At 71.6% G+C, this 25,837-nt stretch carries 16 protein-coding genes and 1 pseudogene; 4 read left to right on the forward strand and 13 right to left on the reverse strand.

Going from position 1 to position 25,837, the window contains the following annotated elements; translation table 11 throughout:
- The first annotated feature begins 32 nt into the window (after positions 1–32).
- Both AS97_RS00835 and AS97_RS00840 read left to right on the forward strand, forming a co-directional pair.
- Positions 33–647 carry a transposase gene (locus tag AS97_RS00835; RefSeq protein WP_210567451.1) on the forward strand — a complete coding sequence of 205 codons (615 nt, stop codon included), beginning with the start codon at positions 33–35 and terminating at the stop codon, positions 645–647.
- A gap of 66 nt (positions 648–713) precedes the next feature.
- Positions 714–1,528, forward strand: a protein-coding gene (locus tag AS97_RS00840) for an IS5 family transposase (protein WP_210564151.1) whose coding sequence is annotated in 2 segments (ribosomal slippage) — positions 714–1,059 and positions 1,059–1,528 — 816 coding nt in all. Because the reading frame shifts where the segments join, the coding sequence is not laid out codon by codon here.
- A 64-nt stretch (positions 1,529–1,592) separates the two neighbouring features.
- On the opposite strand, the gene AS97_RS00845 is transcribed toward AS97_RS00840, so the two are convergent.
- Positions 1,593–1,997, reverse strand: coding sequence for a hypothetical protein (locus AS97_RS00845; protein WP_037652204.1), 405 nt, complete (start codon positions 1,995–1,997; stop codon positions 1,593–1,595).
- A gap of 50 nt (positions 1,998–2,047) precedes the next feature.
- Complete coding sequence (locus AS97_RS00850) at positions 2,048–2,962, reverse strand: IS982 family transposase (protein ID WP_210564085.1); 915 nt, start codon at positions 2,960–2,962, stop codon at positions 2,048–2,050.
- Positions 2,963–3,604: 642 nt separating this feature from the next.
- On the opposite strand from AS97_RS00850, the gene AS97_RS00855 reads away from it, so the two are divergent.
- Positions 3,605–4,135, forward strand: coding sequence for a DUF1648 domain-containing protein (locus AS97_RS00855; RefSeq protein ID WP_125759851.1), 531 nt, complete (start codon positions 3,605–3,607; stop codon positions 4,133–4,135).
- Between the two features lie 34 nt (positions 4,136–4,169).
- Here AS97_RS00855 and AS97_RS00860 read toward each other — a convergent pair whose 3' ends face one another.
- The 7 genes from AS97_RS00860 to AS97_RS00890 form a co-directional block, all read right to left on the reverse strand.
- On the reverse strand, positions 4,170–4,373 hold the full coding sequence (locus AS97_RS00860) for a nitrate reductase (RefSeq protein ID WP_125759850.1): 204 nt from the start codon (positions 4,371–4,373) through the stop codon (positions 4,170–4,172).
- Positions 4,370–5,137 (reverse strand): hypothetical protein, encoded by a 768-nt coding sequence (locus tag AS97_RS46640; RefSeq protein ID WP_247204184.1) that lies wholly within the window; start codon positions 5,135–5,137, stop codon positions 4,370–4,372. The genes AS97_RS00860 and AS97_RS46640 overlap by 4 nt, the downstream gene beginning before the upstream one ends.
- 159 nt (positions 5,138–5,296) lie before the next feature.
- Positions 5,297–5,512, reverse strand: a complete 216-nt coding sequence (locus AS97_RS00870; RefSeq protein WP_099016731.1) for an MbtH family protein — start codon at positions 5,510–5,512, stop codon at positions 5,297–5,299.
- Between the two features lie 95 nt (positions 5,513–5,607).
- The gene (locus AS97_RS00875; RefSeq protein ID WP_247204185.1) at positions 5,608–6,375 is read right to left on the reverse strand and encodes a hypothetical protein; all 768 of its coding nucleotides are present in this window, start codon (positions 6,373–6,375) and stop codon (positions 5,608–5,610) included.
- On the reverse strand, positions 6,372–8,237 hold the full coding sequence (locus AS97_RS00880) for a class I adenylate-forming enzyme family protein (protein WP_210564152.1): 1,866 nt from the start codon (positions 8,235–8,237) through the stop codon (positions 6,372–6,374). Before AS97_RS00880 ends, AS97_RS00875 begins: the two co-directional genes overlap by 4 nt.
- Positions 8,234–19,636 carry a non-ribosomal peptide synthetase gene (locus tag AS97_RS00885; protein WP_210564153.1) on the reverse strand — a complete coding sequence of 3,801 codons (11,403 nt, stop codon included), beginning with the start codon at positions 19,634–19,636 and terminating at the stop codon, positions 8,234–8,236. The genes AS97_RS00880 and AS97_RS00885 overlap by 4 nt, the downstream gene beginning before the upstream one ends.
- Before the next feature lie 330 nt (positions 19,637–19,966).
- Positions 19,967–20,632 carry a transposase gene (locus tag AS97_RS00890; protein WP_247204186.1) on the reverse strand — a complete coding sequence of 222 codons (666 nt, stop codon included), beginning with the start codon at positions 20,630–20,632 and terminating at the stop codon, positions 19,967–19,969.
- A gap of 168 nt (positions 20,633–20,800) precedes the next feature.
- Between AS97_RS00890 and AS97_RS00895 the strand changes: the two genes are divergently transcribed.
- Complete coding sequence (locus AS97_RS00895; protein ID WP_210567452.1) at positions 20,801–21,169, forward strand: hypothetical protein; 369 nt, start codon at positions 20,801–20,803, stop codon at positions 21,167–21,169.
- A gap of 531 nt (positions 21,170–21,700) precedes the next feature.
- On the opposite strand, the pseudogene AS97_RS00900 reads toward AS97_RS00895, so the two are convergent.
- The 4 genes and pseudogenes from AS97_RS00900 to AS97_RS00915 all read right to left on the reverse strand — a co-directional run.
- Positions 21,701–21,930 (reverse strand): annotated as a pseudogene (locus tag AS97_RS00900) (IS5/IS1182 family transposase); the annotation flags it as partial.
- A 177-nt stretch (positions 21,931–22,107) separates the two neighbouring features.
- Positions 22,108–24,294, reverse strand: a complete 2,187-nt coding sequence (locus AS97_RS00905) for an NACHT domain-containing protein (protein WP_210564154.1) — start codon at positions 24,292–24,294, stop codon at positions 22,108–22,110.
- Positions 24,295–24,344: 50 nt separating this feature from the next.
- Positions 24,345–24,530, reverse strand: coding sequence for a hypothetical protein (locus AS97_RS00910; protein WP_210567453.1), 186 nt, complete (start codon positions 24,528–24,530; stop codon positions 24,345–24,347).
- On the reverse strand, positions 24,527–25,378 hold the full coding sequence (locus tag AS97_RS00915) for an IS5 family transposase (RefSeq protein ID WP_210564155.1): 852 nt from the start codon (positions 25,376–25,378) through the stop codon (positions 24,527–24,529). Before AS97_RS00915 ends, AS97_RS00910 begins: the two co-directional genes overlap by 4 nt.
- Between the last annotated feature and the right edge of the window lie 459 nt (positions 25,379–25,837).

Raw genomic sequence — 25,837 nt, forward strand, 5'->3', positions numbered from 1 at the left:
TGCCGGACGGCTCCTACCTGTCGACCTTCGGCATGGGCAAGCTGCCGGTGCGGATCGTCGAGGCGTGGATCACCGTGACCTACCAGGACGGCACGGTCCGTCGTGAGCAGTGGCGCCTGGCCACCAGCCTGACCGACCACACCCGCTACCCCGCCCGTGAGCTGGTCACCCTGTACCACGAGACGTGGCAGGCCGAGACCACCTACTTCTCGATCAAGGCCACGATGCTGGACGGCCGCATCCTGCGCTCGCACCGCCCGGAGGAGGTCGACCAGGAGGTGTATGCCCTGCTGACCGTCTACCAGGCCCTCATACGGATCACTGCCGATGCCACCACCAGCCGACCGAGTCTGGACCCCGACCGGATCAGCTTCACCATCGCGCCGGAGACCGCCCGCGACCAGGTCACCACCGCCGCCGGGATCATCCCCCGTGAGGTCACGCTGGTGGGCACGATCGGCTACGCCATCCTGGACAATCTCCTGCCCGCCCGCCGCAGGCAGCGAACGAAGGCCCGAACCCGAAAGAACCCGACCAGCAAGTACAGCAAGAACTCCCTCCAACACCCCGCCATTGCCCAGTACTACGCCCTCGAAGCCGAGGTCACGGTGATGGAGGAAGGCTTGAAGGCCAGGTCAAAGCACTAAGAACTCCTAACAAAATGATCTTTAAGGTGGTTGGATCACTCCGGGACCGTGATCCGGGGGTGCTGGGTGGCTCGGCCGAAGCAGTGGGAAGTCGACGACGAGCTGTGGGCGGTGATCGAGCCGCTGCTGCCCAAGGTCGAACGTCGGATGCGGCACCCCGGCCGCAAACGGCATCCAGACCGCTTGGTGTTCCAGGGCATCCTGTTCGTCCTGCACACCGGGATCGCCTGGGAACACCTGCCGCAAGAACTCGGCTTCGGCTCGGGCATGACTTGCTGGCGCCGCCTGGCCGAGTGGACCGAAGCCGATGTCTGGCCCCGGCTGCACGAGGTCCTCCTCGCCAAGCTCCGCACTGCGAACGCCCTGGACTTCTCCCGCGCTGCCGTCGACGGCTCCCACATCCGCGCGTTAAAGGGGGTTCCAAGACTGGACGAAGCCCCGTCGACCGGGGCAGGACGGGCAGTAAACACCACCTGATCACCGACGCCACCGGCATCCCCCTCGCCGTCACCCTGACCGGGGGCAACCGCAACGACGTCACTCAGCTCATCCCGCTCCTCCAAGCCGTGCCGTCCGTGCGCGGCAAGCGCGGTCGGCCCAGGCGCCGCCCAGACGTGGTGCTGGCCGACCGCGGATACGACCACGACAAGTACCGCCGGCTGGTCCGGGACCTCGGCGTGAAACCGCTGATAGCCCGCCGCGGCATCGATCACGGTTCCGGACTCGGCACCCAACGCTGGGTCGTGGAGCGCGCGTTCGCTCACCTGCACTGGTTCCGTCGCCTGCGGATCCGCTGGGAGATCCGCGACGACATCCATGAAGCCTTCCTCACCCTCGCATGCGCGCTCATCTGCTGGAGGCGCTTGAAATCAGCGCGATAGGAGTCCCTAGAACTTCAACAAAGTGACAGGCTGATCAGTCGGCTGACCCGAACGAGGCCAGGAATCAGGTTCCAGCGATCGTTCGGCCTGGCATCGGCTCTGCGAGCGCGGCTCGCCAGGGCGGCGCTCCGAAGGGGTCGGCGAAGTACTGTGTTTCGTGCACCACGTGCTGGTCAGCGAATTCCATGATGCTCACCGAGTACGAAGGCACACCGTCGTAGGTGATCACGCATTCGCTCACCCACAGATTGGCGTGGCCGGTGATCCGCTGGACGGTGAAGTGTCGGTCGGCCGGGTGTCCGCCGCGTTGCGCCGAAATCGTCGCGCGGCCCCGGAACCGCTCACCTGACTGCGGGTAGTCCAGGATCGCGTCCGTGGCGTAGATGGCGTGCTCGACATCGGTGTTCCCGCGTTCCGAGGCCCGCCAATGCTCCTCGATCGCGGCCCTGGTCCGGGAGTCCTCATCCATGGCACCGCCCTTCCGTAGCGGTGACAGCCTAGATGATCTATTCCAAGGGGTTAGTGATCGTAGGCGGTCAGGGAACGTAGGACGGTGTGTCCGGTGGCGTCGTTGTGCCAGACCGCTGCGGTCAGGGCGAGGATTCGCTGCATGACGCGGGCGACCACGCCGCCGGGTGTGCGGCCCCGGTGCTGTTCGAGGTCAAGCTGTCCCTTGAACGTCTCGTTGATCGACTCGATGACCTGCCGCAAGGGCTTGAACAGATGCGCGCCCGGCCGCTGCCGTTCGCCCTTGCGGGCGGGCCGCAGTAGTTGGATTCCGTGCTCTGCGAGTTCATGTTCGAAGGCGCGACCGTAGTAGTTCTTGTCGCCGATCAGCGTCTGCCCGGTTCGACCTTGGAGAAGGCCGGGTTCGGCGGCGAGGAGGTCGAGGAGGGTCTCGCGCTCGTCGGCTTTTGCTCCGGTAAGGGCGAAGGCGACTGGCAGGCCCTGGAGGGTGCATATCAGGTGCAGGCGCAGGCCCCAGAAGAATCGGCTGTGGCTGGCGCAGTAGCCGTACTGGGCCCATCCGGCCAGGTCCGAGCGTTTGACGGTTTCGCGGGATCGGCCACATTCCACCGGGGTGGAGTCCACGACCCACACGTCGTCGCTCCACACCGAGGATGTGGTGGCCAGGATCCGGGTGACCCGTCGCAGCAGGCCGGCGGCCTTGCGCAGCCGCTTGTTGTAGCCGGGCTGCTGCGGCAGGTACGGGAAGAGGTGCCGCAGATGGGTACGGGCGTGACGGATCCACCTGGCCTCGGAAGTGAAGCCGAGCAGGGCCTGCATCACGGCGAGGGTGACCAGTTCGGCATCACTCAGGCGGGGTGCGATGCCGACCGGCGGGCGCCATGATGCCAGGTCCGGACGCTCCTTCAGCAGGTCGTCGGTGGTCGCGTAAAGTGCGGTCGCGAGGGTGTCCTGGTTGTTCGTCACACAACGATCTTGGACACCCTCGTTCTCATGCCCGCACACACCCCTTGGAATTGATCATCTAGGCGCCCCGGGCCACAGCCGGCCCCCGGTCGGGCAGACATGGGCTGCCAAGTCCTCCCTTTGGGCGGATCCCAGGCGACAGCCGTCCACCGTGGCAACGGCTTCGAGAGATCGTCACCCGGCTCACCCCACCTTCGATCCATTCTGTTAGGAGTTTTAAGTCAACGGTGTTGACTCCAGCCCGGTTTCGCAATCTTGTCGCGGGCCCGGCTGGGAACGGGTACGGCCACCGCGTGATCATCGGGGGGCGTGTGGACTCCTGAAGATCGCGCGGTGGCCGCAGGCCATAGCGTAGACCCTGCCCGCTGGCGGGCGATGTTCGGCCAGGCCACGGTCCGGATCGCGGGCCGCGTTCCTCCTCAGCCATGTCGTTGCTGCCGAAGGAAACAATCAGCCGATTGCCGGTAGCCGAGAGCCAGATCAGATTCAGCGGGCCATGGGTGGCGGGCGGGACGCCCGGCCAGGCTGTCCTCGTCCTGGCCCACTTCATCACCGCACCGCGGGCCAGCCAACGCCTCGCCCATCGACCGGCACCCGAGCCCGTCGACAGGCCCAAGCCCTCATCAGATAATCGGCCTTATGTTGCTCTTTTCCCCCTCTGTCCGGCTGTGGTTACTCCCCAATGTCCTCCTGCTGGTCGCGCTGTCGACTTGGGGTGCGCTCCGCTACCCACACCTACCGGGGCGGATACCGAAACACATCGGGGCCGATGGAATCGACGCCTGGACGGACAAGACGATCGGCAGCGCGTTCGTGCTGGTCTTCGTGTATGCGGGAGTGACAGTGCTGATGGCCGGCAGTGCGGAGCTGACGCTGCGGCTGACACCGCGCGATGAGTTGTCGAACGTCACCGCCACACCGTTCGCTACGGCACGGGCGACATCATCCCTGCTCAACAGGCCCGGCAGCCGGATCTCGGCACGCCGGATCGCACGTGCCCTATTGCTGCTCAACACCTGCATCGGTACTTCCTTCCTCGCGGGCTGCGGAATGCTCTGGCGTTCCACTCCGAACCCGAGCGTGCCCGCATGGCTCCTCCCGGCGATGACCCTGCCGCTCCTCGCCGGCACTGCGGTGACGGTCACCGCTGCCGTGATCGACCGGAAGCGGTGAGCAGCCACCCGAGCGAACCGTCTTGCGGACGAGCTCAAGGGGACTGCCGCCGCGAACGCCGAACCACCGGGAAAGTCAAACCGAGGATTCCGCCTACGCCACTGCCGAGCACCAGACCGATCACCATGCTGCCGAAGACGGACAGCCCGAGCACGGCCCCAAGCGGAACGCCTACCAGCACGCCCAAAACAAACCCTGCCGCAGGAAACGGCGTCCCGTCCTCGTCATCGTCTGTCACACGCTCATTGTGCCGAACGCCATGAGAAGCGGGTCTGTCACCGTCCCGATACGGCCACCGTCCCGATACGGCCGCCGAAGACGCGTACACAGATGTGTTCGGTGCGTGCTTGTCGACCCAGGCCAGGAATGTGGGACCCGCGGAGACGACAGCGCCTCCGAGGTGGCTCTCCAAACGCTGCGGATCGCCGGCCCGGCGGGCGCGGTTCCAGTCAGGGGTCTGGCCGGGACGATCGCGAAGTCCGCTTTGGGGGTCGCGAAGGACTCGGCCGCCTCGTCGTGCAGTCGGCCGGCCTTCAACGCGGCGCGTAGCCGGGTGTGCTGGAAGCCGATCGCCTCCCGTGCACGCGCCGCGACGCTCGCGCTCAGCACTGGGATCGCCATGACAGTTTGGGCCACCAGGCATCCGTCAGGCAGACCGGGGTCCGCGATGCGCTCCAGGGTGATGTCGAAGAACGCCCGCGCGGCTGCCAGGGGCCGGTCGGCGGCGCGGGCGCGGCCGAGGACGGGGAAGCCGATGCCCATCTGCGCCTCGGACTCCGGGGTGCAGGTCACCGCGGCGCCCGCCGCGGCGGGCAGGGCCAGTTCCTCGTCGGAACTGGTGTTGGCGTGGGAGTACACCTGCCGGGGCCCCAGCAGCCCCCCGCGGTGGAGCAGAACGGCCTCGGGGACGCGCTGGAGTGTGGGTACGGAGTTGAGGTGACCCGTGACCAGGAGGTCCAGTTCCTTGGCGAGGGCGTACGGCGCGGTCGGCTCGCCCGTCAACCCGATCGCCGTGAAGTAAGACGCGGACAGGGAGTCGCCCCCTGGACAAAGCGGCGTTGTCCCGCCGGCGGCACACCCCTGACCAGCGGCGGGCGGCGGGGCGGGCCGAGCCGCGCCGCCGCCCGGACAGCGCCCATGCGGGTCGGCGGCCGGTTCGGCTCAGCCGGTGGCCGGATCCGCGTGGCGGGCCGTACCGCCCGGGGCGAGGTCCGTCCAGGTGCGCTCGATGTGGTCCAGGCACACGTCCCGGGGTGCGGCCGGGTGCGCCTCGTGCCATCCGTCGGGCACCGGGGCGAAGGTGGGCCACAGGGCGTGCTGGTTCTGGTCGTTGACCACGACGAGGAAGGTGCCGTCCGGGTCGTCGAAGGGGTTCACGTCTTCCTGCCGATCTCTGCGGGGTCGGGGCGGAGAATCTCTGCGCGGTCGGGGCGGAGAAGCCGGTCCGGCGGCCGTGGGGCGGCCTGTATGGCTCAGCGTGGCGGGTTCGTCTCCGGTGTGCCGGTGTCGGCGCAGGTGGCGGCGGGGCTCCTGTCCTTGGCGAGGAAGATGGTCTGCGCCATCATCCGGTAGCCCGACATCCCCTCCCGCAGGGTCTCGATGGACTCCTCCGGGTGCACCGAGTCGATGACCGCGTGCGGACCCACCGCGTTGAACTGGTGCGAGACTCCGCGGGGTATCTGCATGTCCACCCAGGAGTTGGGTGGCACGATCACGTTGTGCCGTTCGCGGCGCGCCCCGTCGGGCGTGCCGGGCAGGTCGTCGGCGAAGGACGCCAGCGGTGCGAAGGGTCCCGTCGCAGGGCGGATGGTGATCGGCGACAGGCTGGAGACGCGGATGGTGGTGTCCGGGCCGGTCATCATCCGCACGAACCGCAGCCCGGTGTGCAGGTGCATGCGCGAACAGATGTCTCGCGCGGCGGTGTCGTAGAAGTCCATGAGGTAGCGGTCGGCGAAGAAGCCCGGGAAGGGCGGCTCCAGCATGAAGACGTCGCCCTCCTCGAAGACCTGCGCCCGCTTCGGCTCACCGGGCGGTGCGGGACGCTCCCCCTCCTGCCGGTGCGCGGCCCGGACCAGGCCGGCCAGAGCGTCGATGACGGTCAGAGCGGTCTTGGGGGGCAGTTGCACCACCGGGGTGAGCCGGTTGCGGTCGGGGTCCCGGTGGCCCCGGACGTCGAGGACCTCGTCCTCGTGGTCGGGCGACCGCTTCATCCGGCCGGTGGTCTCGGTGGGCTGCGTCATCCTGTGGCTCCCATGTGCTCGTTCGGACCGGAACCGGGGTGGCGCGCCCAGAGCACACCGCCCGCGTCGTGTCGCCCGGCGCGGAGCACCGAGCAGCCGGTCAGGGCCGTTCCGCCGTTCCGCTGCCGGGACAGCCACTCCCAGCGGTCCGTCCCCCCGCCGCCGGGGACGCCGAGGAAGGACAGCAGCGGGCCCAGTGGCCCCGGCGCCGGCCCGTGCGGGAGGAGGACCAGTGCGCCGCCGTCGAGGCGGGTCTCGACGCCCCACGGCACCGGCCCCTCCTCGGCACCGTGCCGGGCGGCCAGCTCCGCGGCCAGTTCCCCGTGCACCGAGAGCGGCCACGCGGTGAACAGTTGCCCGCGCCACCACGCCTTGGCGCGGGCGAGTCCCGCGTCGTCGGGGGCGTGCCAGTGCTCGCGCAGGAAGTCGTAGGCGGCCAGGACGGTATCGTCCCCGGTCCCGGTGTGCCGGGCAGCGGTGTGTTCGGCGAGGGAGCGCAGGGCCGGGTCGTCGGTCCCGGAGTCCAGGAGGCGGCGTGCGGTGGCCGCGGCGTGGCGCAGCAGCCGGTCGTAGCGTGCGGGCGCCAGGCGGCGGGCGGCCAGCGGCCGGCTCATCGCCCGGCGCCGCGGTTTTCCGGTGACGGTCGCCCGGTACCCGCCGAACTGGATGGCCGCGGGCCGCAGCGGCGATCGCTCGTACAGGGCGCGGACCTCGGCCACCGGCTGTTCCGTCGCGACGAGGGCGATGTCGTCGCCGAGCGCGGGCTCCTCCACCGCGACCGCCGCGAACCGGCCGGTGAGGCCCGCGCCGCGCCAGCGGTGCTCGATGTCGAGGGGGTGGTGCTTCTCCCCGCCCCGGTTGATGCGCTCGCCCGCACGGCCGCGCAGGACGAGGAGCCCGTCCCGGAGTTCGCCCAAGTCGCCGGTGCGCAGCCAGCCGTCGTCGGTGAGGGTGGCGGCGGTGGCGCGCGGGTCCTGCCAGTAGCCGGTCATCAGGTCGGGTGTTCTGATCCAGACCTCGCCGGATTCCAGGTGGAGTTCGGTACCGGGCAGGGGGACGCCCACCGGGGGTGTGCGTTCCAGGTAGTGGGTGCGGAAGTCGGCGTCGTCGAGCAGCGGCATGGTGAAGCTGAAGTTGACCGCCTCCGTCAGGCCGTAGCCCTGGCGCAGTCTGGGGCCGTAGCGGGAGTGGAAGCGGCGGGCCAGGTCGGCGGTGAGCGGGGCCGCGGCGGTGATCAGGTATTCCAGCCCGTCGGGCCAGGGGGGAGCGGCCTCGATCAGATCAGTGAGGAGGGCCGGGACGATGGAGGCCGTCCTGGCGCCGGAGGCGTCCAGCGCGGCGAAGTAGCCGGCCGGGTCGAAGGCGGGGTGCAGCGTGAGCGGCGTGCCGGTGAGGTGAGTGCCCAGCAGTGACATGACCAGGGCGTTGCAGTGGTGCAGCGGCAGGCAGGTGCCGTGCGGGCGGTCCGGGGTGAGGCCGTGCAGGACCGCTGTGCGGCGTGCGTTGCCGAGAACCGCACGGCGGCTGAGCACGACCCCTTTGGGCGCACCGGTGGAGCCGGAAGTGAACATGATGAGCGCGAGGGCTTCGGGTGCCGGGTGAGTATCGGGCAGTGAGGTGCGGCGGACCCCGTGGACGTCCACGACGGCCGCGGCGGCGACCCGGGCGGCGCCGGCAGCGAGGTCCGCGTCCCCGGCCCGCGGGTGCAGCGGGACGGCGACGAGCTCCCGGTCGAAGCAGCCGAGCAGGGTGTCCGCGAGGCGGCGGCCGCCCGGCAGCCTGATCACCACCCGTGCTCCTGCGGGCAGTTCGTCGAGTGCGGCGCTGTCCGCCTCGTACGTCGCGTCCTCGGTGGCGGTCAACGGGTCCTCCCGAGGGCTTCGGTGAGCTGGACGCCGACGGCGTTCACATGCTGGGGCCGCATCATGTGGTGGTGCGGTGCGTCGACGTGTCCGACGGTCAGCTCGCCGCCGGCGTACGGCCGCCACAGCTCGTGCGCGGGCACCGTGCGCCCCGGCTCGCCGGCGGCCTCGATGTAGGTGGTGGCGCCCGCGTAGCGCGGGGGGCGGTAGGCGCGCAGCAGGGCGTCGTTGTGCCGGGAGACGGCGACGACGCGGGCGATGTCGTCCTCGGTGAGGCGGGCGAAGAGGCTGCCCTCGCGGCGCAGCAGTGCCGATACGGTGGCGAAGTCGAGGGTCTGCGGGGTGAGGGAGCCGCCGTCGCACCCGGCGGCCGTCAGCAGCATCCGGTGCACGTGGCCCTCGTCGATGGGCTCGGCGGGCCCGGCCCCGGTGGCGGCGACGGCGTCGACCAGGAACAGCGTTCCTTCCGGCTCGCCGAGTTCCCGCAGCCGGACGGCCATGGCGTGGGCCACCAGTCCGCCGAAGGACCAGCCGACCAGGTGGTACGGGCCGGACGGGCGGACCGTGCGCAGCAGCCGCAGGTAGCGCTCGGCCATCTCCTCGACCGTGCCGGGCAGGTCCGCCACTCCCCCGGCGCCCTCGGCCTGGATGCCGTGGACCGGGTGGCGGCGGCCGACGTGCCGCAGCAGACCGGCGTAACTCCAGCTCATGCCGGTCAGCGGGTGGACGCAGAACACCGGAGCGGCCGCTCCGGTGGCCCGGAAGGGTACGAGGTGGGCGGGGGTGGAGGCGGTCGGCGGCCCCTCGATCAATCGGCTCAGGGCGGCCGGGGTGGGGGCCTCGAAGACGTTCCGGAGGGTGGGGGCGAGGCCGAGGACGGCGTGTACCCGCTCGGTCAGCCGGGCGGCCAGCAGCGAGTGGCCGCCCAGTTCGAAGAAGTTGTCCTCGGGGCCGACCCTCGGTACGCCGAGGACCTCGGCGAACTGGCGGCACATCAGGTCCTCACGGAGGTCGCGCGGCGGCTCGGCGCCGGTGGCGGCCGCCCAGTCGGGCTCGGGCAGCCGGTCGCGCAGCAGCTTTCCGTTGACGCCGAGGGGCAGCCGGTCCAGGGCGAGCAGCCGGGCGGGCACCATGGAATCCGGAAGGTGCCGGGTCAGGTGCGCCCCGACGGCGTCCAGATCCGCGTCATGGGGGGTGACGTAGCCGACGAGCCGGCGGTCGTCGGCGCCGCGGTCGTGCACGGCCACCGCGGCGGCCGTGACCTCCGGGTGCCCGCCGAGCACGGCTTCGACCTCGCCGAGTTCGACCCGGTGCCCGCGGATCTTCACCTGGTCGTCGGTCCGGCCGTGGAAGCGGAGCACCCCGTCGCGGCTCCACGACGCGAGGTCGCCGGTGCGGTACATCCGATGGCCGGCCGGTCCGAAGGGGTCCGGCAGGAAGCGGGCGGCCGTCAGTGCGGGGCGGCCGAGGTAGCCGGTCGCCAGGCCCGCGCCGGCCAGGTACAGCTCGCCTGTCGTGCCCGGGGGGACGGGGCGCAGCCGGTCGTCGAGGACGTAGGCGCGGGTGTTGCGCAGCGGCCGGCCGAGCGGCATGGTGCCGTCGGTCCGCGCGCCGGCCGGGTGGGCGGTGGACCAGACGGTGGTCTCGGTCGGGCCGTAGCAGGCGAGCAGCGACGCGGTGGCGGCGGCCAGTTCCCCGGCGAGTTCCGCGGGGACCGCCTCGCCGCCGACGACGGCGCGTACCTGGCGCAGTTGCCGTGGTCGTCGGGGAAGGAGCGTCCGCCAGAGCGAGGGGGTCGCCTGCATCACGGTGACGCGGTGCCGGTCGAGCAGCGCGCCCAGGCGTTCGGGGTCGCGCAGCGCGTCCTGGTCGGCGAGGACCATGGCGCCGCCGGTGATCAGCGGCAGGTACAGCTCGGGTTTGCACATGTCGAAGCCGACGGGTGCGCAGGCCAGCATCCGGTCGTCGGGGCCGGCCGCGAGCCGCTCGCGCAGGGCGAGCAGCAGGTTCACCAGCGCGGCCTGTGGCACGACGACGCCCTTGGGCCGGCCGGTGGAGCCCGAGGTATAGGTGACGTACGCGGTGTCCGGCGGCACCGGCAGCGGGTCGGCCGCCCCGGTGGTGACAACGGGTCCGGTGGCGGGTCCGGCGGCGTCGCGCACCACGAGGAGGGGCCGGGCGTCGGCCAGGAGCGCCGTGACGCGCTCGGCCGGCAGGGTGGGGTCGACGGGCAGGTAGGCGGCGCCGGTCGCCTGGACGGCGAGGAGGGTGGCGGGCAGGTCGGGGCCTCGGCGCAGTACCACGGCGACCAGGGCGCCGGGGCCCGCGCCGTGCGTGCGGAGTTCCCCGGCGAGGTGTTCCGTCCGCCGGGAGAGGTCCCGGTGGCTGAGCACGGTGTCGCCGTACAGGACGGCGGGTGCCTCGGGGGTGCGGTGCGCCTGGGCCGCGGCGAGCGCCGCCACGGTGGTGTCGGGGGTCTCACGGCCGGTGCCGCTCCCCTGCCGGATCAGCCGTTCGTGTTCGCCTTCGACGAGCACGGGCAGGTCGGCGACGGGGAGCTGGGGATCGGCCAGGGCCGCGCGGAGCAGCCTCTCCAGGCGGGCGAGGATCAGGCGCGCGGACGCGGGGGTGAACAGTTCGGTGTCGTATTCCAGCAGCCCCTCGATCCCGGCCTCACCGCCGCGGTCCGTGGCGGTCTGCCGCATGCTCCACAGCAGGTCCATCCGGGAGGCGCCGCCGTGCACGGCGACCGGTTCCGTCCGCAGGCCCGGCAGGTCGAACTCGGCCGCCGGGGTGTCCTGGAAGGCCAGCATCACCTGGAAGAGGGGGTGGGCGGCGAGGGAGCGCGGCGGGTTGACGGCCTCGACCACCCGCTCGAAGGGGACCTCCTGGTGCGCGAAGGCGTCGAGGTCGGTGGCGCGTACCCGCTGGAGGAGTTCGGCGAACGTCGGCGCGCCGCTCACGTCGGTGCGCAGCACCACGGTGTTGACGAAGCAGCCCACGGTGTCGTGCAGCGCGGCATCATGCCGTCCTGCGACGGGTGTGCCGATGGGGATGTCATCGCCCGCCCCGAGCCGGTGCAGCAGTGCGGCGACCGCGGTGTGCACCACCATGAACAGGCTGGTCCGGGTGGTCGCGGCGAGCCGGTTCAGGCCGGCGTGCAGCGCGGCGTCAAGGGTGAAGGGGACGGTCTCCCCGCGGTGTGCGGAGACCGGCGGGCGCGGGTGGTCCAGCGGCAGCCGCAGCACTTCCGGGGCGCCGTGCAGGATCCGCGTCCAGTGGTCGACGCCGGTGTCCGGGTCACGGTCGAGCAGGCGGAGGGTGTGGTCCGCGTAACTCACGGGTGTACTCGTCCACCGCGGGGCGTGGCCCGCGGCGCGGGCCCGGTAGGCGATGGACAGGTCACGGGCCAGCGGACCGAGCGACCAGCCGTCGGCGGCGATGTGGTGCAGCAGGAGCAGGAGTACGTGGCGCTCGGGGGCCGTCTCGTGGAGCACGGCGCGGACCGGGAGTTCGGTCTCCAGGTCGAACACGTGCGCGGACGCGGCGGCGAGCAGTCCGGGCAGTTCCGCCTCCGAGGTGGCCACCGTCCGAAACGGCGGGCCGTCGGCGTCGCGGATCCGCTGGTACGGCTCGCCGTGGTGGTCCACCACGGTGGTGCGCAGGCTCTCGTGCCGGTCCAGCAGGTCGCCGAGGGCCGCCCGCAGGGCTTCCACCCGCAGCGGCCCGGTGAACCGGACGGCGAAGGACATGTTGTACACGGAGGTGGGACCGGCGAACCGGTCGAAGAACCACAGCCGCCGCTGCGCGGGCGAGAGCGGTACGCGCTCCGGTCGCGGGGCGGCGGACGCCCGGGCGGACGCCACGGCGGCGCCCTGCGGGAGGTGGCGTGCCAGGTCGGCGACGACCGGGGCGTCGAACAGGGTGCGGATGCTCAGCTCGCGGCCGGTCTCCGCGCGCAGCCGGTTGATCAGCCGGGTGGCGAGCAGGGAGTGCCCGCCGAGGTCGAAGAAGTTGTCCTCGGCGCCGACCCCGTCCAGCCCCAGGGTCTCGGCGAACAGGTCGCACAGCAGCCGTTCACGCGGGTTCCGCGGCCCGCGGCTCACCGGCAGCGCGGTCTGCGGGCGCGGCAGGGCGGCGCGGTCCAGCTTGCCGTTCCCGGTCAGCGGGATCTCGTCGACGGGGACGACGAAGGCGGGCACCATGTGCGCGGGCAGCACCGTGCGGGCGTGGGCACGCAGTTCGGCGGCCCACAGCGCCCCGGCCGGTCGGCTGGCCGGGACGGCGTAGCACAGCAGGCGGCCGCCGTCGGTGCCGGTCTCGGCGATCACCACGGCCCGGTCCACGTCCGGGCGCTGTTCGAGGACGCGCTCGATCTCGCCGGGCTCGATCCGGTAACCGCGGATCTTCACCTGCTGGTCGATCCGTCCGAGGTACTCCATCGTGCCGTCCGGCCGCTGCCGTGCGAGGTCCCCGGAGCGGTACATCCGGGTGCCGGGCGCGCCGAACGGGTCGGGCACGAACCGGCTCGCGGTGAGCGCCGGCCGGTCCAGATAGCCGCGGGTCACACCGGGGCCGGACACGTGGATCTCCCCGGGGCAGCCCGGCGGCACCGGTCGCAGCGCGTGGTCCAGCAGCCGCAGGCGCAGGTCGGGCAGCGCGGTGCCGATGACGCTCGCGGTCTCGTCGGGGTCGGTCAGTTCGGTGTACGTCGCGTGGACGGTGGTCTCGGTGATCCCGTACATGTTGACCAGCACGGGCCGGCCCGGACCATGCCAGGAGCGGACGCGGGACGGTTCCAGCGCCTCCCCGGCGCATACGATCATCCGCAGGTCGGGCAGGGCCTCCGCACCGGCCTCCGCCTCGGCCCGCAGGAACTGGTAGAAGGCCGAGGGGGTCTGGTTCAAGACGGTGACCCGCTCCCGGCGCAGCAGCGCCAGGAGGTCCCCGGGCGAGCGGGCCACGTCGTCCGGCACCACCACCAGCCGGCCGCCGCGGCCGAGAGCCGTCCACATCTCCCAGACGGAGACGTCGAAGGCGTAGGAGTGGAACAGGGCGTGGACGTCGGCGCCGAACCGGAACCGCTCGTCGGTCACGGCCAGCAGCCGTACGACATTGCGGTGGCTGACCAGGACGCCCTTGGGCCGGCCGGTGGAACCGGAGGTGTAGATGACGTAGGCGACCGCCTCGGGGTCCACGGGCACGGAGGGTGGGTGCGCCGGGTGGGTGGCGGCCGCGTCGGGGCCGTCGAGGAGGATCTGCGGATGCGGGACCGGCAGCGGGACGCCTGTCACGACGAGCACGGGGCCGGCCTCCGCGAGCACTCCGCGGATGCGCTCCTCGGGGTGGGCCGGATCCAGGGGCAGATAGCCCGCGCCCGACTTCAGCACCGCCAGGATCGCGACGACGAGGTCCGCCGAACGCTCCAGCACCAGGCCGACCAGGCGCTCCGGTCCCGCACCGCGCTCGATCAGGAGGTGGGCGAGGCGGTTGGCGCGCGCGTCGAGTTCCGCGTAGGACAGGGTCGTGCCGCCGTGGGTGAGGGCCGGGGCCGCGGGCCGGTGGCGCACCTGCGCGGCGAACAGGGCGGTCAGGGTGGCCGGCCCGGTGTCCCGGCCGGGGGCGGGGGTTTCGGGGTCGGCGCGCTCGTCGGGCAGCAGCAGGCCGACGCGCCCCAGCGGTGCCGCCGGGTCCTCGGCCATCCGGGCGAGGACGGCGCACAGGCGGTCGAGCAGCCGGGCGGCCGTGTCGCCGTCGAAGAGGTCGGTGTCGTGGTCGAGTCGGAGCCGCAGCCGGTCGCCGGGCACGGCGATTAGGGTCAGCGGGTAGTGGGTACCGTCGCGGCCCTGGACCTCCCGCAGCTTCAGACCGGGTACCAGGGTGGACAGTTCCTCGCCGTGGTCCGGATAGTTCTCGAAGACGACGACGGTGTCGAAGAGTTCGGCGTGGCCGGTGACCGTTTGCAGGGTCGTCAGGTCGGCGTGCTGGTGGTCGAGCATGGACAGGTGCTGGGCCCGCAGGTCTGCCAGGCAGTCGGCGACCGTCCGGTGGGGGTCGAGGTGGACGCGGACCGGCACGGTGTTGATCAGCAGGCCGACGATCCGCGCCGCGCCGGGCAGTTCGGCCGGCCGGCCGGAGACCGTGGCGCCGAACACCACGTCGTCCCGTCCGGTCAGGGCGCCGAGCAGGACCGCCCAGGCCAGTCGCACCACGGTGCTGGTCGTCAGGCCGCCTTCCCGCGCCAGGGCCTCGACGCGGGCGGTGGACTCGGGGTCCAGCTCGGCGGTCGCGCGGCCCCGCGCCCCGGTGGCGCCGCGCCGGCCGGGGCCGGCGACCAGGGTCGGGCCGTCCACGGACGCCAGCAGCGCGCGCCAGGCCGTTTCGTCCGTGCGGGCGTCCCTGGTGGCCAGCCAGTCGAGGAAGTCGCGGTACGGCGGGGCGGGTGGCAGTGGGCGGCCGGCGTAGAGCGAGAACAGTTCGTGGACGAGGATCGGCATGGACCAGCCGTCGACCAGGAGGTGGTGGGTGGTCAGGACGAAGGTGTGCCGGTCGGCGGATCCGCGCAGCAGCGCGGCGCGCATCAGTGGGGGGTCGGCGAGGTCGAAGCGGCGCCGGCGGTCGGCGGCGAGGAAGTCCTCCAGGTCCTCCGGCGCGGGCCCGTCGTGCCATTCCACGGCGGAATCCGGTACCACCATCTGGACGGGCCTGCCCGACGCGCCGGACCGGACACCGGCGGAGAGCTGGGGGTGGCGGAGCAGCAGGCGGTGCAGCGCGTCCCGCAACGCGTCGGCGTCCAGTGTGCCCTCGAGGTCGAAGACGAACTGGACGAGGTAGGGGTCCGTCCCGTCGTGGTCGTAGAGCGAGTGGAAGAGCAGGCCCTGGGCCAGCGGCGGCAGCGGCAGTTCACCGGTGGCGCGGGACCGGGCCCGGTCGGCCAGCGCGCCCAGGACCTCGAACCACCGCTCGGCCAGGTCGGCGACGCGCGCCGTGTCGAGCAGGCCGCCGGGCCAGGACCAGTGGGCGACCAGTTCGGGGCCGTCCGGGCGGTCGGTGATCACCGTGTCCAGCTCGACGGTGTGGCTCATGGCCGGCCCGGGGCCGGTGGTCAGGCCGTCGTCCGCCAGGGTCGGGACGGCGGTCATGTCGGCCGACACCGACCAGGGGCCTTCGCCGCCGACGCCGAAGCGGCCCAGGTAGTTGAAGGCGAACTGCGGCGTGGGGCGGGCGGCGAGGGCGGGAGCGCTCTGCGGGTTGAGATAGCGCAGCAGACCGTGGGTCAGTCCCGCGCGGCCGGAGTCACGGGTGCGGGAGCGCACCTGGGCGACCGCGCCGTCCAGGGCGATCGGATCGGCCCGCGCCGCCGCCCAGGAACAGCCGGGGTCGAGAACCACGGGATGCAAGGTGGTGAACCAGCCGACGGTACGGGACAGGTCGAGGTTGTCCGCGAACTCCTCACGTCCGTGGCCCTCCAGGTCCACGGCGACGGTGTCCGGGCCACCCCGCCAGTCGGCGGCGGCCAGGGCGAACGCGGTGAGCAGCAGGTCCTGCACCGAGCAGTCGTAGGCCGCGGTCGCGTCGCTCAGCAGGCGCGCGGTGAGGGCTCCGGGCAGGGTGGCGGTGTGGCGGCGCCGGGTGTCCTCGGTGTCCGATGCGGGATCCAGGGGGCGCGCGGCGACCGGTGGTTCCACGGGCCGCGGCCGCTGGTGGGGGAACGCGTGCAGCACGGCCGGGTGATGCGCGTACCCCACCAGCGCCTTGGCCCACCGCGCGAAGGACGTCCCGGTCGGTTGCAGCGTCGGGGTCCGGCCGCGGCGCACCGCGTCCCAGGCGGTGGCGAGGTCGTCCCGGAGGATGCGCCAGGAGACGCCGTCGACCCCGAGGTGGTGCACGGTGAGGGTCAGCTCGCCCGCCGCCCCGGGCCCGGGGGCGGACCAGCGCGCGTGCGCCATCCGGCCGCGCTCCGGGTCGGTCGGCGGGCCCGGCCGGTTCAGCTCGACCGGCACCGCGGGCAGCACCTCCAGCGACCAGATCGGGCCCGTGACGGTCAGGGAGAGCCGCAGCATGGGGTGGTGATCGACGAGCGCCTGCACCACCGCGCGGACCTGCTCCTCGGTGATGCCCACCGGGGTGCGCACGGTCAGGGACTGGACGAACCCGTGGAGTGTGCCGCCGCGTTCGCGCAGCCAGTACATGACGGGCGTCAGCGGCACCGCGGAGTCGTCCGCGTCGTCCAGCGCGATCCGGTGCGCGGGGGGCTTGGGCTTGTCGTCCGCGAGGGCGCCGGCGAGTCCGGCGACGGTGGGGGTGCGGAAGACGTCCGGGGTGGTGATCGCCAGACCGGCGCGCTGTGCCGCCGCCGCGAGTTGGATCGCCTGGATGCTGTCCCCGCCGAGCCGGAAGAAGTCCTGGTCGAGGGGGACGTCCGGTACGCCGAGCAGCTCGCTGACCAGCCCGGCGAGCAGCTTCTGGGCGGGCGTGCGCGGGGCGGCGGCCCGTCCGGCGCCGCGGGCGGCGGCCGCGGGCGCGGGCAGCGCGGCCCGGTCCAGCTTGCCGTTGCGGGTCAGGGGCAGCCGGTCCACGGCCACCACCGTGGCCGGCAGCATATAGGCGGGCAGCCGGTCCCGCGCCCGGTCGAGCAGCGCCGCCGTGTCGAGGCCGTCCGCCCCGCCGCCGGACGGCCTCACGTAGGAGATGAGCCGCCGCCCTCCGGGGAGGTCCTGGGCGACGGTCACCGCCTGCCGGACCCGCGGGTCGGCGCACAGGGCGGCGTCGATCTCGCCCGTCTCGATCCGGTGGCCGCGCAGCTTGACCTGTCCGTCGGCACGGCCGGCGAACTCCAGCCGGCCGTCCGCGCTCCACCGGGCCAGGTCACCCGTGCGGTAGACGCGCGCCCCCGGCGGACCCGACGGGTCGGGGACGAAGCGCTCCGCGGTCGCGCCCGCGCGCCCGACGTAGCCGCGCGCCACCCCCGCTCCCCCGAGGTACACCTCCCCCACGACCCCCGGCGGCACGGGCCGCAACGCGTCGTCGAGAAGCAGCACCCGCTTGCCGTCCAGCGGGCCGCCGACGGGAACGGACACGGCGTCCGCGGGCAGTCGCCGGACCGCGTACCGGGTGGCGAAGACGGTGGTCTCGGTGGGCCCGTAGCCGTTGACGACGGTGAGGTGCGGCAGCGCCCGGCGCACCGCGCGGACGGCGTCCGGGGACACCGCGTCTCCTCCGGTCCACACCTGGCGGAGACCGGCCAGGCAGGCCGGGTCCTCGGCGGCGATGGCGTGAAAGAGCCCGGCGGTCAGCCACAGCCCGGTCACCCCGGTCTCCGCCACGGTCCGGGCCAGTTCGGCCGGGCCGAGGTGTCCCGGCGCGGCGACGACCACCTCCCCGCCGGTCAGGAGCGGCACCCACAGCTCCAGGTTGAACGCGTCGAAGGCGTGCGGCGAGTGCAGCAGGACCTTTTCCGCACCGCCCTCGGACCACCAGCGGTCGGCGGCGAGCGAGGCCAGGGCGCCCTGGCTGATGCCGACCCCTTTGGGCCGGCCGGTGGAACCGGAGGTGAACATCACGCAGGCGAGGGAGTCCGGTGACACCCCGGCCCCGGGCGGCGCGTCACCGGCGGCCGCGTCGGAGCCGGCTCGCACGTCCAGCAGGCGCAGACCGCGGTCGCGGGCGTACCTCACGACGGCGTCGTCCCGGGTGTGCCGGTCAGTGACCAGCAGCCGCGTGCCCGCGTCGGACAGGATGGTCTGCTGCCGGGGCGAGGCGTCGTCCCGGTGCAGGGGCAGGTACGCCGCGCCCGCCCGCACCACGGCCACAGCGGCGACGACCAGATCCACCGAACGCTCCAGAAGCAGGGCGACCGTGTGCTCCGGTCCCGCGCCGGCGGCGGCCAGCGCACCGGCCAACACGGCGGTACGCCGGTCCAGTTCGCGGTAGGTCAGCCGCTCACCCGTTCCGGCGCAGCGCACCGCGAAGGCGTCCGGGGCACGGCGTACCCGCTCCGCGAACCGGTCGACGGCGGTGTCGGCGGGTGCGGCCGGGGTGGGCGCGCCCGTGCCCAGGGCGGCGAGCCGGCGGCGCTCCCCCGTGGTGGTGGTTTCCACACGCGCCAGGGGCGTGTCGCGTTCGGCCCGCGCCAGCTGCCTCAGCACGTGCGGGAGGCGGCCGGCGACCCCTCGCAGGAGGTCCTCGTCGTGGTTGGCGGGGTTGGCGTCGAAGTCGAGGCGCAGGTGACCGTCACCGCGGTCGTGCGCGAAGAAGGAGAGGTCCTCGGACGGCGGCGCCTGGAGGTTGCGGACGGTCGCGGTGAGCGAACCGAAGCGCAGCGGCCGGTCGAACCGCTGGATGTTGAGGACCGGTCCGAAGAACCTGCGGCCGTCGTCGGGGCAGTCCATCTCCCGCCGCAGGCGCTCGCCCCGGTAGCGCTGGTGCCGGCGTACCGCCCGCAGTTCCTCGGCCACCTCGTCGAGCAGGCGGCCGACGGACGCGGCCGGGTCGACGTGGAGCCGCAGCGGCAGGACGTTGGCCGTCATCGCCGGGACGCGGCGCACGAGGTCGGCGGGCCGGCCGGCGACCGGCAGGCTCAGCACGACGTCCCGGTCACCGGTCATCGCGTGCGACAGGATCGCGGTGGCCGCGGTGAACAGCCGCGTCCAGCGGTGTCCTAGCCGCCGCGCGCCGTCCCTCAGCTCGGTGAACTCCGCCGCCGGCACGCCCCTGCTGGTGCGCAGTGACCGGTCCGACACCGCCGCCGGCCCCGCTCCGAGGGTCGGGAAGTGCGACCGGCCCGCCAACCGCTTTCTCCACCGGTCGCCGTCCGCGTCGTGCTCGGCGGAACCGCGGTATTCCTTCTCGGCGTCGACCAGCGTCCGAAGCCCGCTCCAGCCGCTTGGCGGCACCTGGCTGCCCTCGGACAGGTGGCCGTAGACCTCGGCGACCCGTTCGGCGAACAGGGCCATGCCCGCGCCGTCGAGGGCGATGTGATGGACTCGGTGGAACAGCAGAGTGCGGTCGTCGCTCACGCGCAGCACCGCGCCGAGGAACAGCGGCCCCGCGTCGCAGCCTCCCGCCCCGGCCATGGCCGCCCGCATCCACGTCAGCGCCGCGGCATCGGGGTCGGGCGCCGTGCGCAGGTCGACCGTTTCGACGACGTGCCCGGCGTCGGTGACCAGCCGCTGCACGGGGGCCTCCGAACCAGCCGCGGTGATCCGGACGTTCACCGCCTCGCAGTCGGCGGCCGTCCTGGCGACCGCCCTCGCCAGCAGGTCGACTGCGACCGGGCCGTCCAGCTCGAGGTACTCCGCCCACTGGTACGCGCCCGGCTCGCCGAATCCTCCGCGTTCGGCGAGCCATACCCCCAGCTGTGCGTCGGTGAGCGGCAGGTCAGCACGGTTGTCGGGCATAGAAGTGAGCGTCCCCATTCATCCTGTCGGTGGTATGCCGACGACCGCCGTCCGATGTGTCCGTGTCGATCAGGAAACGATGCGCACCATCGAAACACGGAAGGCAATAAACAAGTAAAGCGATGGCAATGTGAGAGATCTCACGATTAATCAGAGAACCACAGAGGCGCAGGTGAGAGAGTTGCAGGAGACGTAAGGAGGAATTTCAGCCACGCCTGCGGCTGCTTTACCTTCCCCGACGGCAACTCGGCCAAAAAGTCACTCATCCGGCCGGTCCGCCCCTCTCGCGACGAGGGACACCAGGCTTGACTCTGAAGCTCCTATAGATCGTCAAGTGGCTGGATTTGCCGATGGTTCACTCCTGAAGGCGCTGGTGAGGTGGCGGTAGACCTCGCGCGCAACGAAGTGCTTGAGGCATCTGAAGATGTCCTTCGTCTTGAGCCCTTCGAGGGTGCGTCGTGCGACGTAGTCGCGGGTACGCGGGTCGTGGCGCATGCGGACCAACACGATGGTGTGCAGTGCGCGGTTGGCTTGGCGGTCGCCGCCGCGGTTGAGTCGGTGGCGGTCGGTGCGGCCGGAGGAGGCTGGCACGGGTGCGGCGGCGCACAGGTGAGCGAAGGATGCCTCCGAAGCGAGCCTGTCAGGGTTGTCCCCGGCTGTGACCAGCAGCTGCCCGGCGGTCTCAGTCCCGACGCCTGGTAGCACGAGCAAGCCGGGCGCGGTGTGGGTGATGAGGGCGCGCAGCTCGACGTCCGCGGCCGCGATCTCCTCGCTCAGGTGCTGGTGGCGCTTGGCCAGGCGCTTGAGTGCGGGTTTGACAGCGGCGGCCGGGGCGGTCAGATCGGTGCCGGGACGGTTGGCGGCCAGGCGCCGTATCAACTCGGCGGTGGTCAGCGAGCGCAGTGCTTCGCGTACCGCGGCGGGCGCGGTGATGATCAGTGATTTGATCTGGTTGGTGGTCTGAGTGCGCGCCTTTACGGCGCTGGCGCGGACCACGCGCAGCGCGCCCCGTCGACCTCCTGCCCGATCGAGAAGCATCGAGCCTGTCCGCGTGGCTGTCCCAGCGGCCCGGCGTCGAGGTCGTATGCCGAGATCGGGCACCGTTCTTCGCCGAAGGGGCCGCCTGGGGCGCCGCAGGCCGTCCAGGTCGCCGACAGGTGGCAGTTGTGGCACAACTTCAGCGAAGCCCCTGAGCGGAGCGTTGCTCAGCACCGCCGCTGCCTGCGCGTCCTGGTCCCCGAGGCACCCGAGATTGAGCCCGAATCCGTCCCGGTGGAGGAGACGTCCGGCTCACCATGGCCGACCGGCCACCGGTTCGCCGACCGCACCCGGGCCCGGCACGCCACCGTCCACGCGCTGCTGGAGGCCCGCCACAGCCGGCGCTCGATCCAACGACAGCTCGGCATGACCTACCGCACCGTCAAACGCCTCGCTGACGCCGCAACCCCGCAAGCGCTGTTCATCGGCCAGTGGCAGAACCGGCCCTCTGTCCTCGATGAGTACAAGACCTACCTCGATGACCGCTGGAGCTAGGGCTGCACCAACGCATGGAAGCTGTGGGAGAAGATCGTGCCGCTCGGCTACCGAGGCAGCTACCAGCGCGTTCGTGCCTACCTGCGGGCGCGCGGGCTGCGGCGGGTAGGGACCCACGCCGGGACCGCCGGGGTACGGGGGGTGTCCGGCCCCGGGGTAGGGCTGATGGCCGGGACCTGGGCCCGGCTGTCCACCGGGACCGGGTCCGGGTCCGGGTCCGCCCGTCGGACCCCAGTAACCATTGCCGTTCGTACTCATGCCGTGCTCCCCCGATGTTTCGCTCTGTGCCGTGCGCGGCGCGGCTCGAACCGCCCGCTCAGCGTGCGGCGTGACCCTACCCATCGCGGAGGCCGAGAAGTGCACGTTCCGGGACCGGGCCGGGCACCGGAGGGTAACAACCTGGGGTGCGATAGAGAGCGGCAGCGTTCTTCTGGCAGACCTGATCGCCCTACCCTGTTCGCCATGAATCGGGTAACGCTCTTTGTGCTCCTCTCGGTCGCGGCGTTCTTCAGTTCGGGAGCCCTCATCCAGGTCCAGGGTCGGGGCCAGTAGTGGCGAGTCATGGCAGTTCGCTCCGGCCAGGACCCGGCCCAGCGGGATTCCGTAACCGTCCGTCATTCCAGAGCGTTTGAGATCCGGCCGCTGATCCGCGGTCGGTGGCAGCCCAGTGGGTGGGCCGGATCGTAGACCGGCCGCTGGGGCAGCAGCGCCGCGAATTGGTCCCAGAGGAGTTCGGTCAGCCATGATGGCAGTGCAGGCACAGGTCTCCCGGTGATCACAGAGCGTCGCAACTCCATGATCACTAAGCCCTGTACCTCCTCCACTCCCGAGTGCCCCCCCGCGCCTATCTGCGCAAGCTCTAAGGGGGCGGTTTGTGAGTCTTTGCCTGTTTTTGAGTTGCCAGTGAACCCACGCCAGTCCCACGTCGGAACGCTCCCTCATGAGTGGGGTGGTGGCGCGGGGCGGGTGGCGAGGTGCTCTTGGAGTTCACGATGGCGGAACTGCCATGCCGTCCCAGACACGCGCAGGATGCCGAGTTCGTAGCAGACGTCGAGGAAGCGTCCCAGCCGCCACGGCAGCTTCCTGCGCGTGTGCAGGAGGAGCGCGAAATACCGCAGGGCTGCCGAGCCACCCGCGACCGGGATACTAAATATGAAGCCCCCGACCATTAACCCGCCGAAGAACGCCCCTAAATAGTCCACATCCCAGGTGGTACCGGGTGCAGAAATGGCGTTGAGCCCGAGCAGCCCTACGAGCCCGGTCAAGAGCGCGGCCCCGACCACTACCCCGGGTCCGAACACGACTGCAGCGGTGAGGTCCATGCGGATGAGGTGACGCGGAGCGACTCCCACCTGCTCCTGCTTGATCATGAGTCCGCGTGTGAGACCGATCGCGAGCCCAATCGCAAGCCCAAAAGTTAGGCCGTATACGAGGCTTTCTTGGAGCAGGTCTTCGGCAGGGAGCGCCGTCGCATAGGACAAGCCGAAGAAGATTAGGAAACCGACCGTGAAACCGACCGTGAAACCCAGGGTGAGAGCGCGTCGGCCAGTACGGGTGCGAAGGCGGCCAGGGTCGATCCGCCGTGGCTTCGGCCATGCTGGGCGGTAGAACACCGCGAAACAGAGGAGGAACGCCCACGGCCTTATCGCACCAAAGTCGTCACCAAGCGGCCCGACAAGACTGACCAGAGTGAGTGACGCCGCCACGGCCAGAACGCCTTCGGTCCACCGTGTCCGATGCTTCCCGCCCAGGGGCCACAGTTCGTGGAGGACCAGGTCGGTGCTGCTCAGCGCACGCCCTGCGACGCGGCGGGGTGAGCCGTCTCCAGGGCCGCTGCTGTCGTTTAGGTAGCGGGCGAGGAATGCCAGGCGGCGCCAGGTGGTGTCGGCGTCGAGTCGTGGACGGACGTGGGTGCCCGACGGCAGGGAGATGTCGTCCGCTCCCCGGTGGCGTGCGGCCACCGCGGCACCGATGTACTGGTCCAAAAGGTACTCGTAAAGATGCCCGCCTGCGGCCAGCGCGAGGAGATCGGCGGGATCGCGCAGGTATCGCCCGTCTGCGGTGCGCTCCTCGAGGACGGTCGCGGCCAAGGTTAGTCGCCAGGGCGTGTCCAGCGCCTCGGCCAGCAGGGCGTGTTCCGGCCGAACGGTGTCGGCCGGACCCACCGCCACCGCGTCCAGGGCGGAGAGGACCGGCTGCCAGCGGGCCCGGCCCCGCTCCGTACCGGCGACGCGTTGCGACAGGTAGCTGTGAGCGCGGGCCGCGTCGACGCGGGCCACGGCAATGCGTGCCACGATCCGGGGTTCCGTCCCGGCTTCCACCAGGGCCTGGTAGTAGGCGTGCCGACAGGTCACGACGACCGGGCAGTGTTCTCCACCGTGCTCGAACCGTTCGATGCAGCGGAGGAGGGCGGCGGCGCGTGAGGTGTAGCCAGGGGTCGTGCCCGGGTCCATTTCGTCCATACCGTCGATGACGGGCAGAACGAGATTGGCCTCCACCAGGCGGGCGGCTTCGCGGCGGGGAAGACGGTAGACGTCGGTCAGGTGTGTCCGTAGCCAGTCACGTATGTCGCTGCCGGGCCAGGATGCCGCGGTCAGTCGTACCGGCACCGGCTCATGGGGGGAACGTTCCTTGGCCAGGCCCAGGATCAGGGACAGGGCGAGCACGGTTTTGCCTGTTCCCGCGTCACCGCCAATCTGCCCGTCCCGGCCGGCGGACGGTGTGCCGGTGATGACCATCCGCCCCGGCCGCAGGCCCCGGTAGTAGTCGGCGATCCCCTCCAGCGTTCCGTCGGCGCGCGAACCGCTCATCCCGGTGGCCGTGACCGTGAACGTGAGGTCGATCCGCCCGTCCGGCGCCGCCAGTCCACTGCCCAGCAACTGCCGGTACTGCGCGCCCTCCGCCCGCGCCACCAGTCTGGCGAGTTCCTCCGCAATCATCGGGGCCGTGCGCTGGTCCTGCAGGGCCCGGTTTCCCGCCCACGCTCCCCATCCCCCGAGGACCACACCCACCAGGCTGGGCAGGAGGGCCAGCACCCCGGCCGGGTCGGACTCCCCCTTCGCCCTCGACAGCGCAACCACCGTCCACCACAAGCCGGCCAAGCACACCGCAACGCTGAACACCACTGCCGAGACTTTCCCGGCACGCCCCCGACGCATCATGAGCACATCCTGCCTCAGGGAACAGGCACGAGCCTCTGGATGAAGCGGTTCTTGCGGGTGATCGTGAGGTGCTCCAGGTGCATCTCGGCCTCCCGCAACCGGGTCTGCAGGTTGTCGATCTGTGCGCGGAGGTCTTCGGCCAGGGCCCGGGCGGCGTCTTCCTGGAGGTCCAGGGCATCGAGCAGGGGCCGGATGTTCACGCTGCCCCCGCCTGCGCCGCGCGCCAGGTGGGGGCGTTCGTGCCGGTGAGGCGTCGGGCCATGACGTGGGTCATCGCCCAGTAGACGCGGGAGGCGGAGGAGGAGGAGGGGCGGTGCTCGTAGTCGCGGACCAGGCGCCGGTGCAGTATCAGGATCCCGTAGGTCTGCTCGACCCTCCACCGCTTCGGCTGCGGCACGAACCCCTTGTCCTGCGGGTTGCGTTGGACGATCTCGACGTCGATGCCCAGGCCGGCGCCGTGTGCGACGACCTGGTTCTTGAAGCCCTGGTCGACCAGGGCTTTGCGGACGGTGCCGCCGGTGTGTTCGGCGACCTGGTCCAGCAGGATGATGCCCGCGGCGTTGTCGTGGGTGTTCGCGGCGAGGACGACGACTGCGATGACCAGGCCGAGGACGTCCACGGCCAGGCCGCGTTTGCGGCCGGGCACCCGCTTGGCAGGATCGTGGCCGGTCATGGTGGTGGGAACCCCGGCGGCCGCGTGGACACTCTGGGTGTCCAGGACCACCAGGGTCGGGTCCTCTAATCGGCGGGCGCGTTCACGGACCTGGCAGCGCAGGAGTTCATGGATGACCTGGTCTGTTCCGTCGTCCCGCCAGGCGGCGAAGTAGTAGTACGTCGCGCTCTTCTGCGGCAGGTCGTGCGGGAGGTAGGCCCACTGGCAGCCGGTCCGCCCCTGGTAGAGGATCGCGTTCACGATCTCCCGCATGTCGTAGGCGCCCTGGTGGCCGCTGACCGAGCGGTGCCGGTCCTTCCACGCGGTGATCACCGGCTCGATCAACGACCACTGCTCGTCCGATAAGTCACTCGGATACGGCTTGCGTTCACTCACCCGAACACATCACCAGATCAACAACCGCGGACCGGCAGATTCCGCCCCGCCGCCACACCATCAGGCGACAACAGATCAGCTCAAAGACTCACGAACCGCCCACTCAGAACCTGTCGGCGGCGGGGTGCCGGGCCGCCACGGTCGGCTACGGAAAGAAGGCGGAGCGCCGCCAGAACGCTGTACGACGGCCAGGGTCTCCCCGTCTGCGATGCCGGTGCTGCGAAGTGCGAACTCCGGTACCGGAAGAAGCGCGCTGCAAGGGTCGTAGCGCTCGGTCATGTCCGATCCTTCAGCCTCGTTGACACCTGATTGATCGTGCGACGCGGACGCGATGCGGCCACCCCTTGGACGGTGTAGCTCTTGTGGAACCTGCGCCTGATGAGCGTCTTGATCCGTGACAAGGTCCAGGTCTGTCCGCCCAGCCGTCGCCACCGGGCCCTTTGATGGCTCTTCCCAGAC

Source organism: Streptomyces sp. AgN23 (genome assembly GCF_001598115.1).
Classification (GTDB): Bacteria; Actinomycetota; Actinomycetes; order Streptomycetales; family Streptomycetaceae; genus Streptomyces; species Streptomyces antimycoticus.

What these genes read in the sequence shown, in the direction of transcription:
- AS97_RS00835 (WP_210567451.1), top strand. Translation starts at nt 33, where the DNA reads ATGGGCAAGCTGCCGGTGCGGATCGTCGAGGCGTGGATCACCGTGACC.
- AS97_RS00845 (WP_037652204.1), bottom strand. Translation starts at nt 1,997, where the DNA reads ATGGATGAGGACTCCCGGACCAGGGCCGCGATCGAGGAGCATTGGCGG.
- AS97_RS00875 (WP_247204185.1), bottom strand. Translation starts at nt 6,375, where the DNA reads ATGACGCAGCCCACCGAGACCACCGGCCGGATGAAGCGGTCGCCCGAC.
- AS97_RS00885 (WP_210564153.1), bottom strand. Translation starts at nt 19,636, where the DNA reads ATGCCCGACAACCGTGCTGACCTGCCGCTCACCGACGCACAGCTGGGG.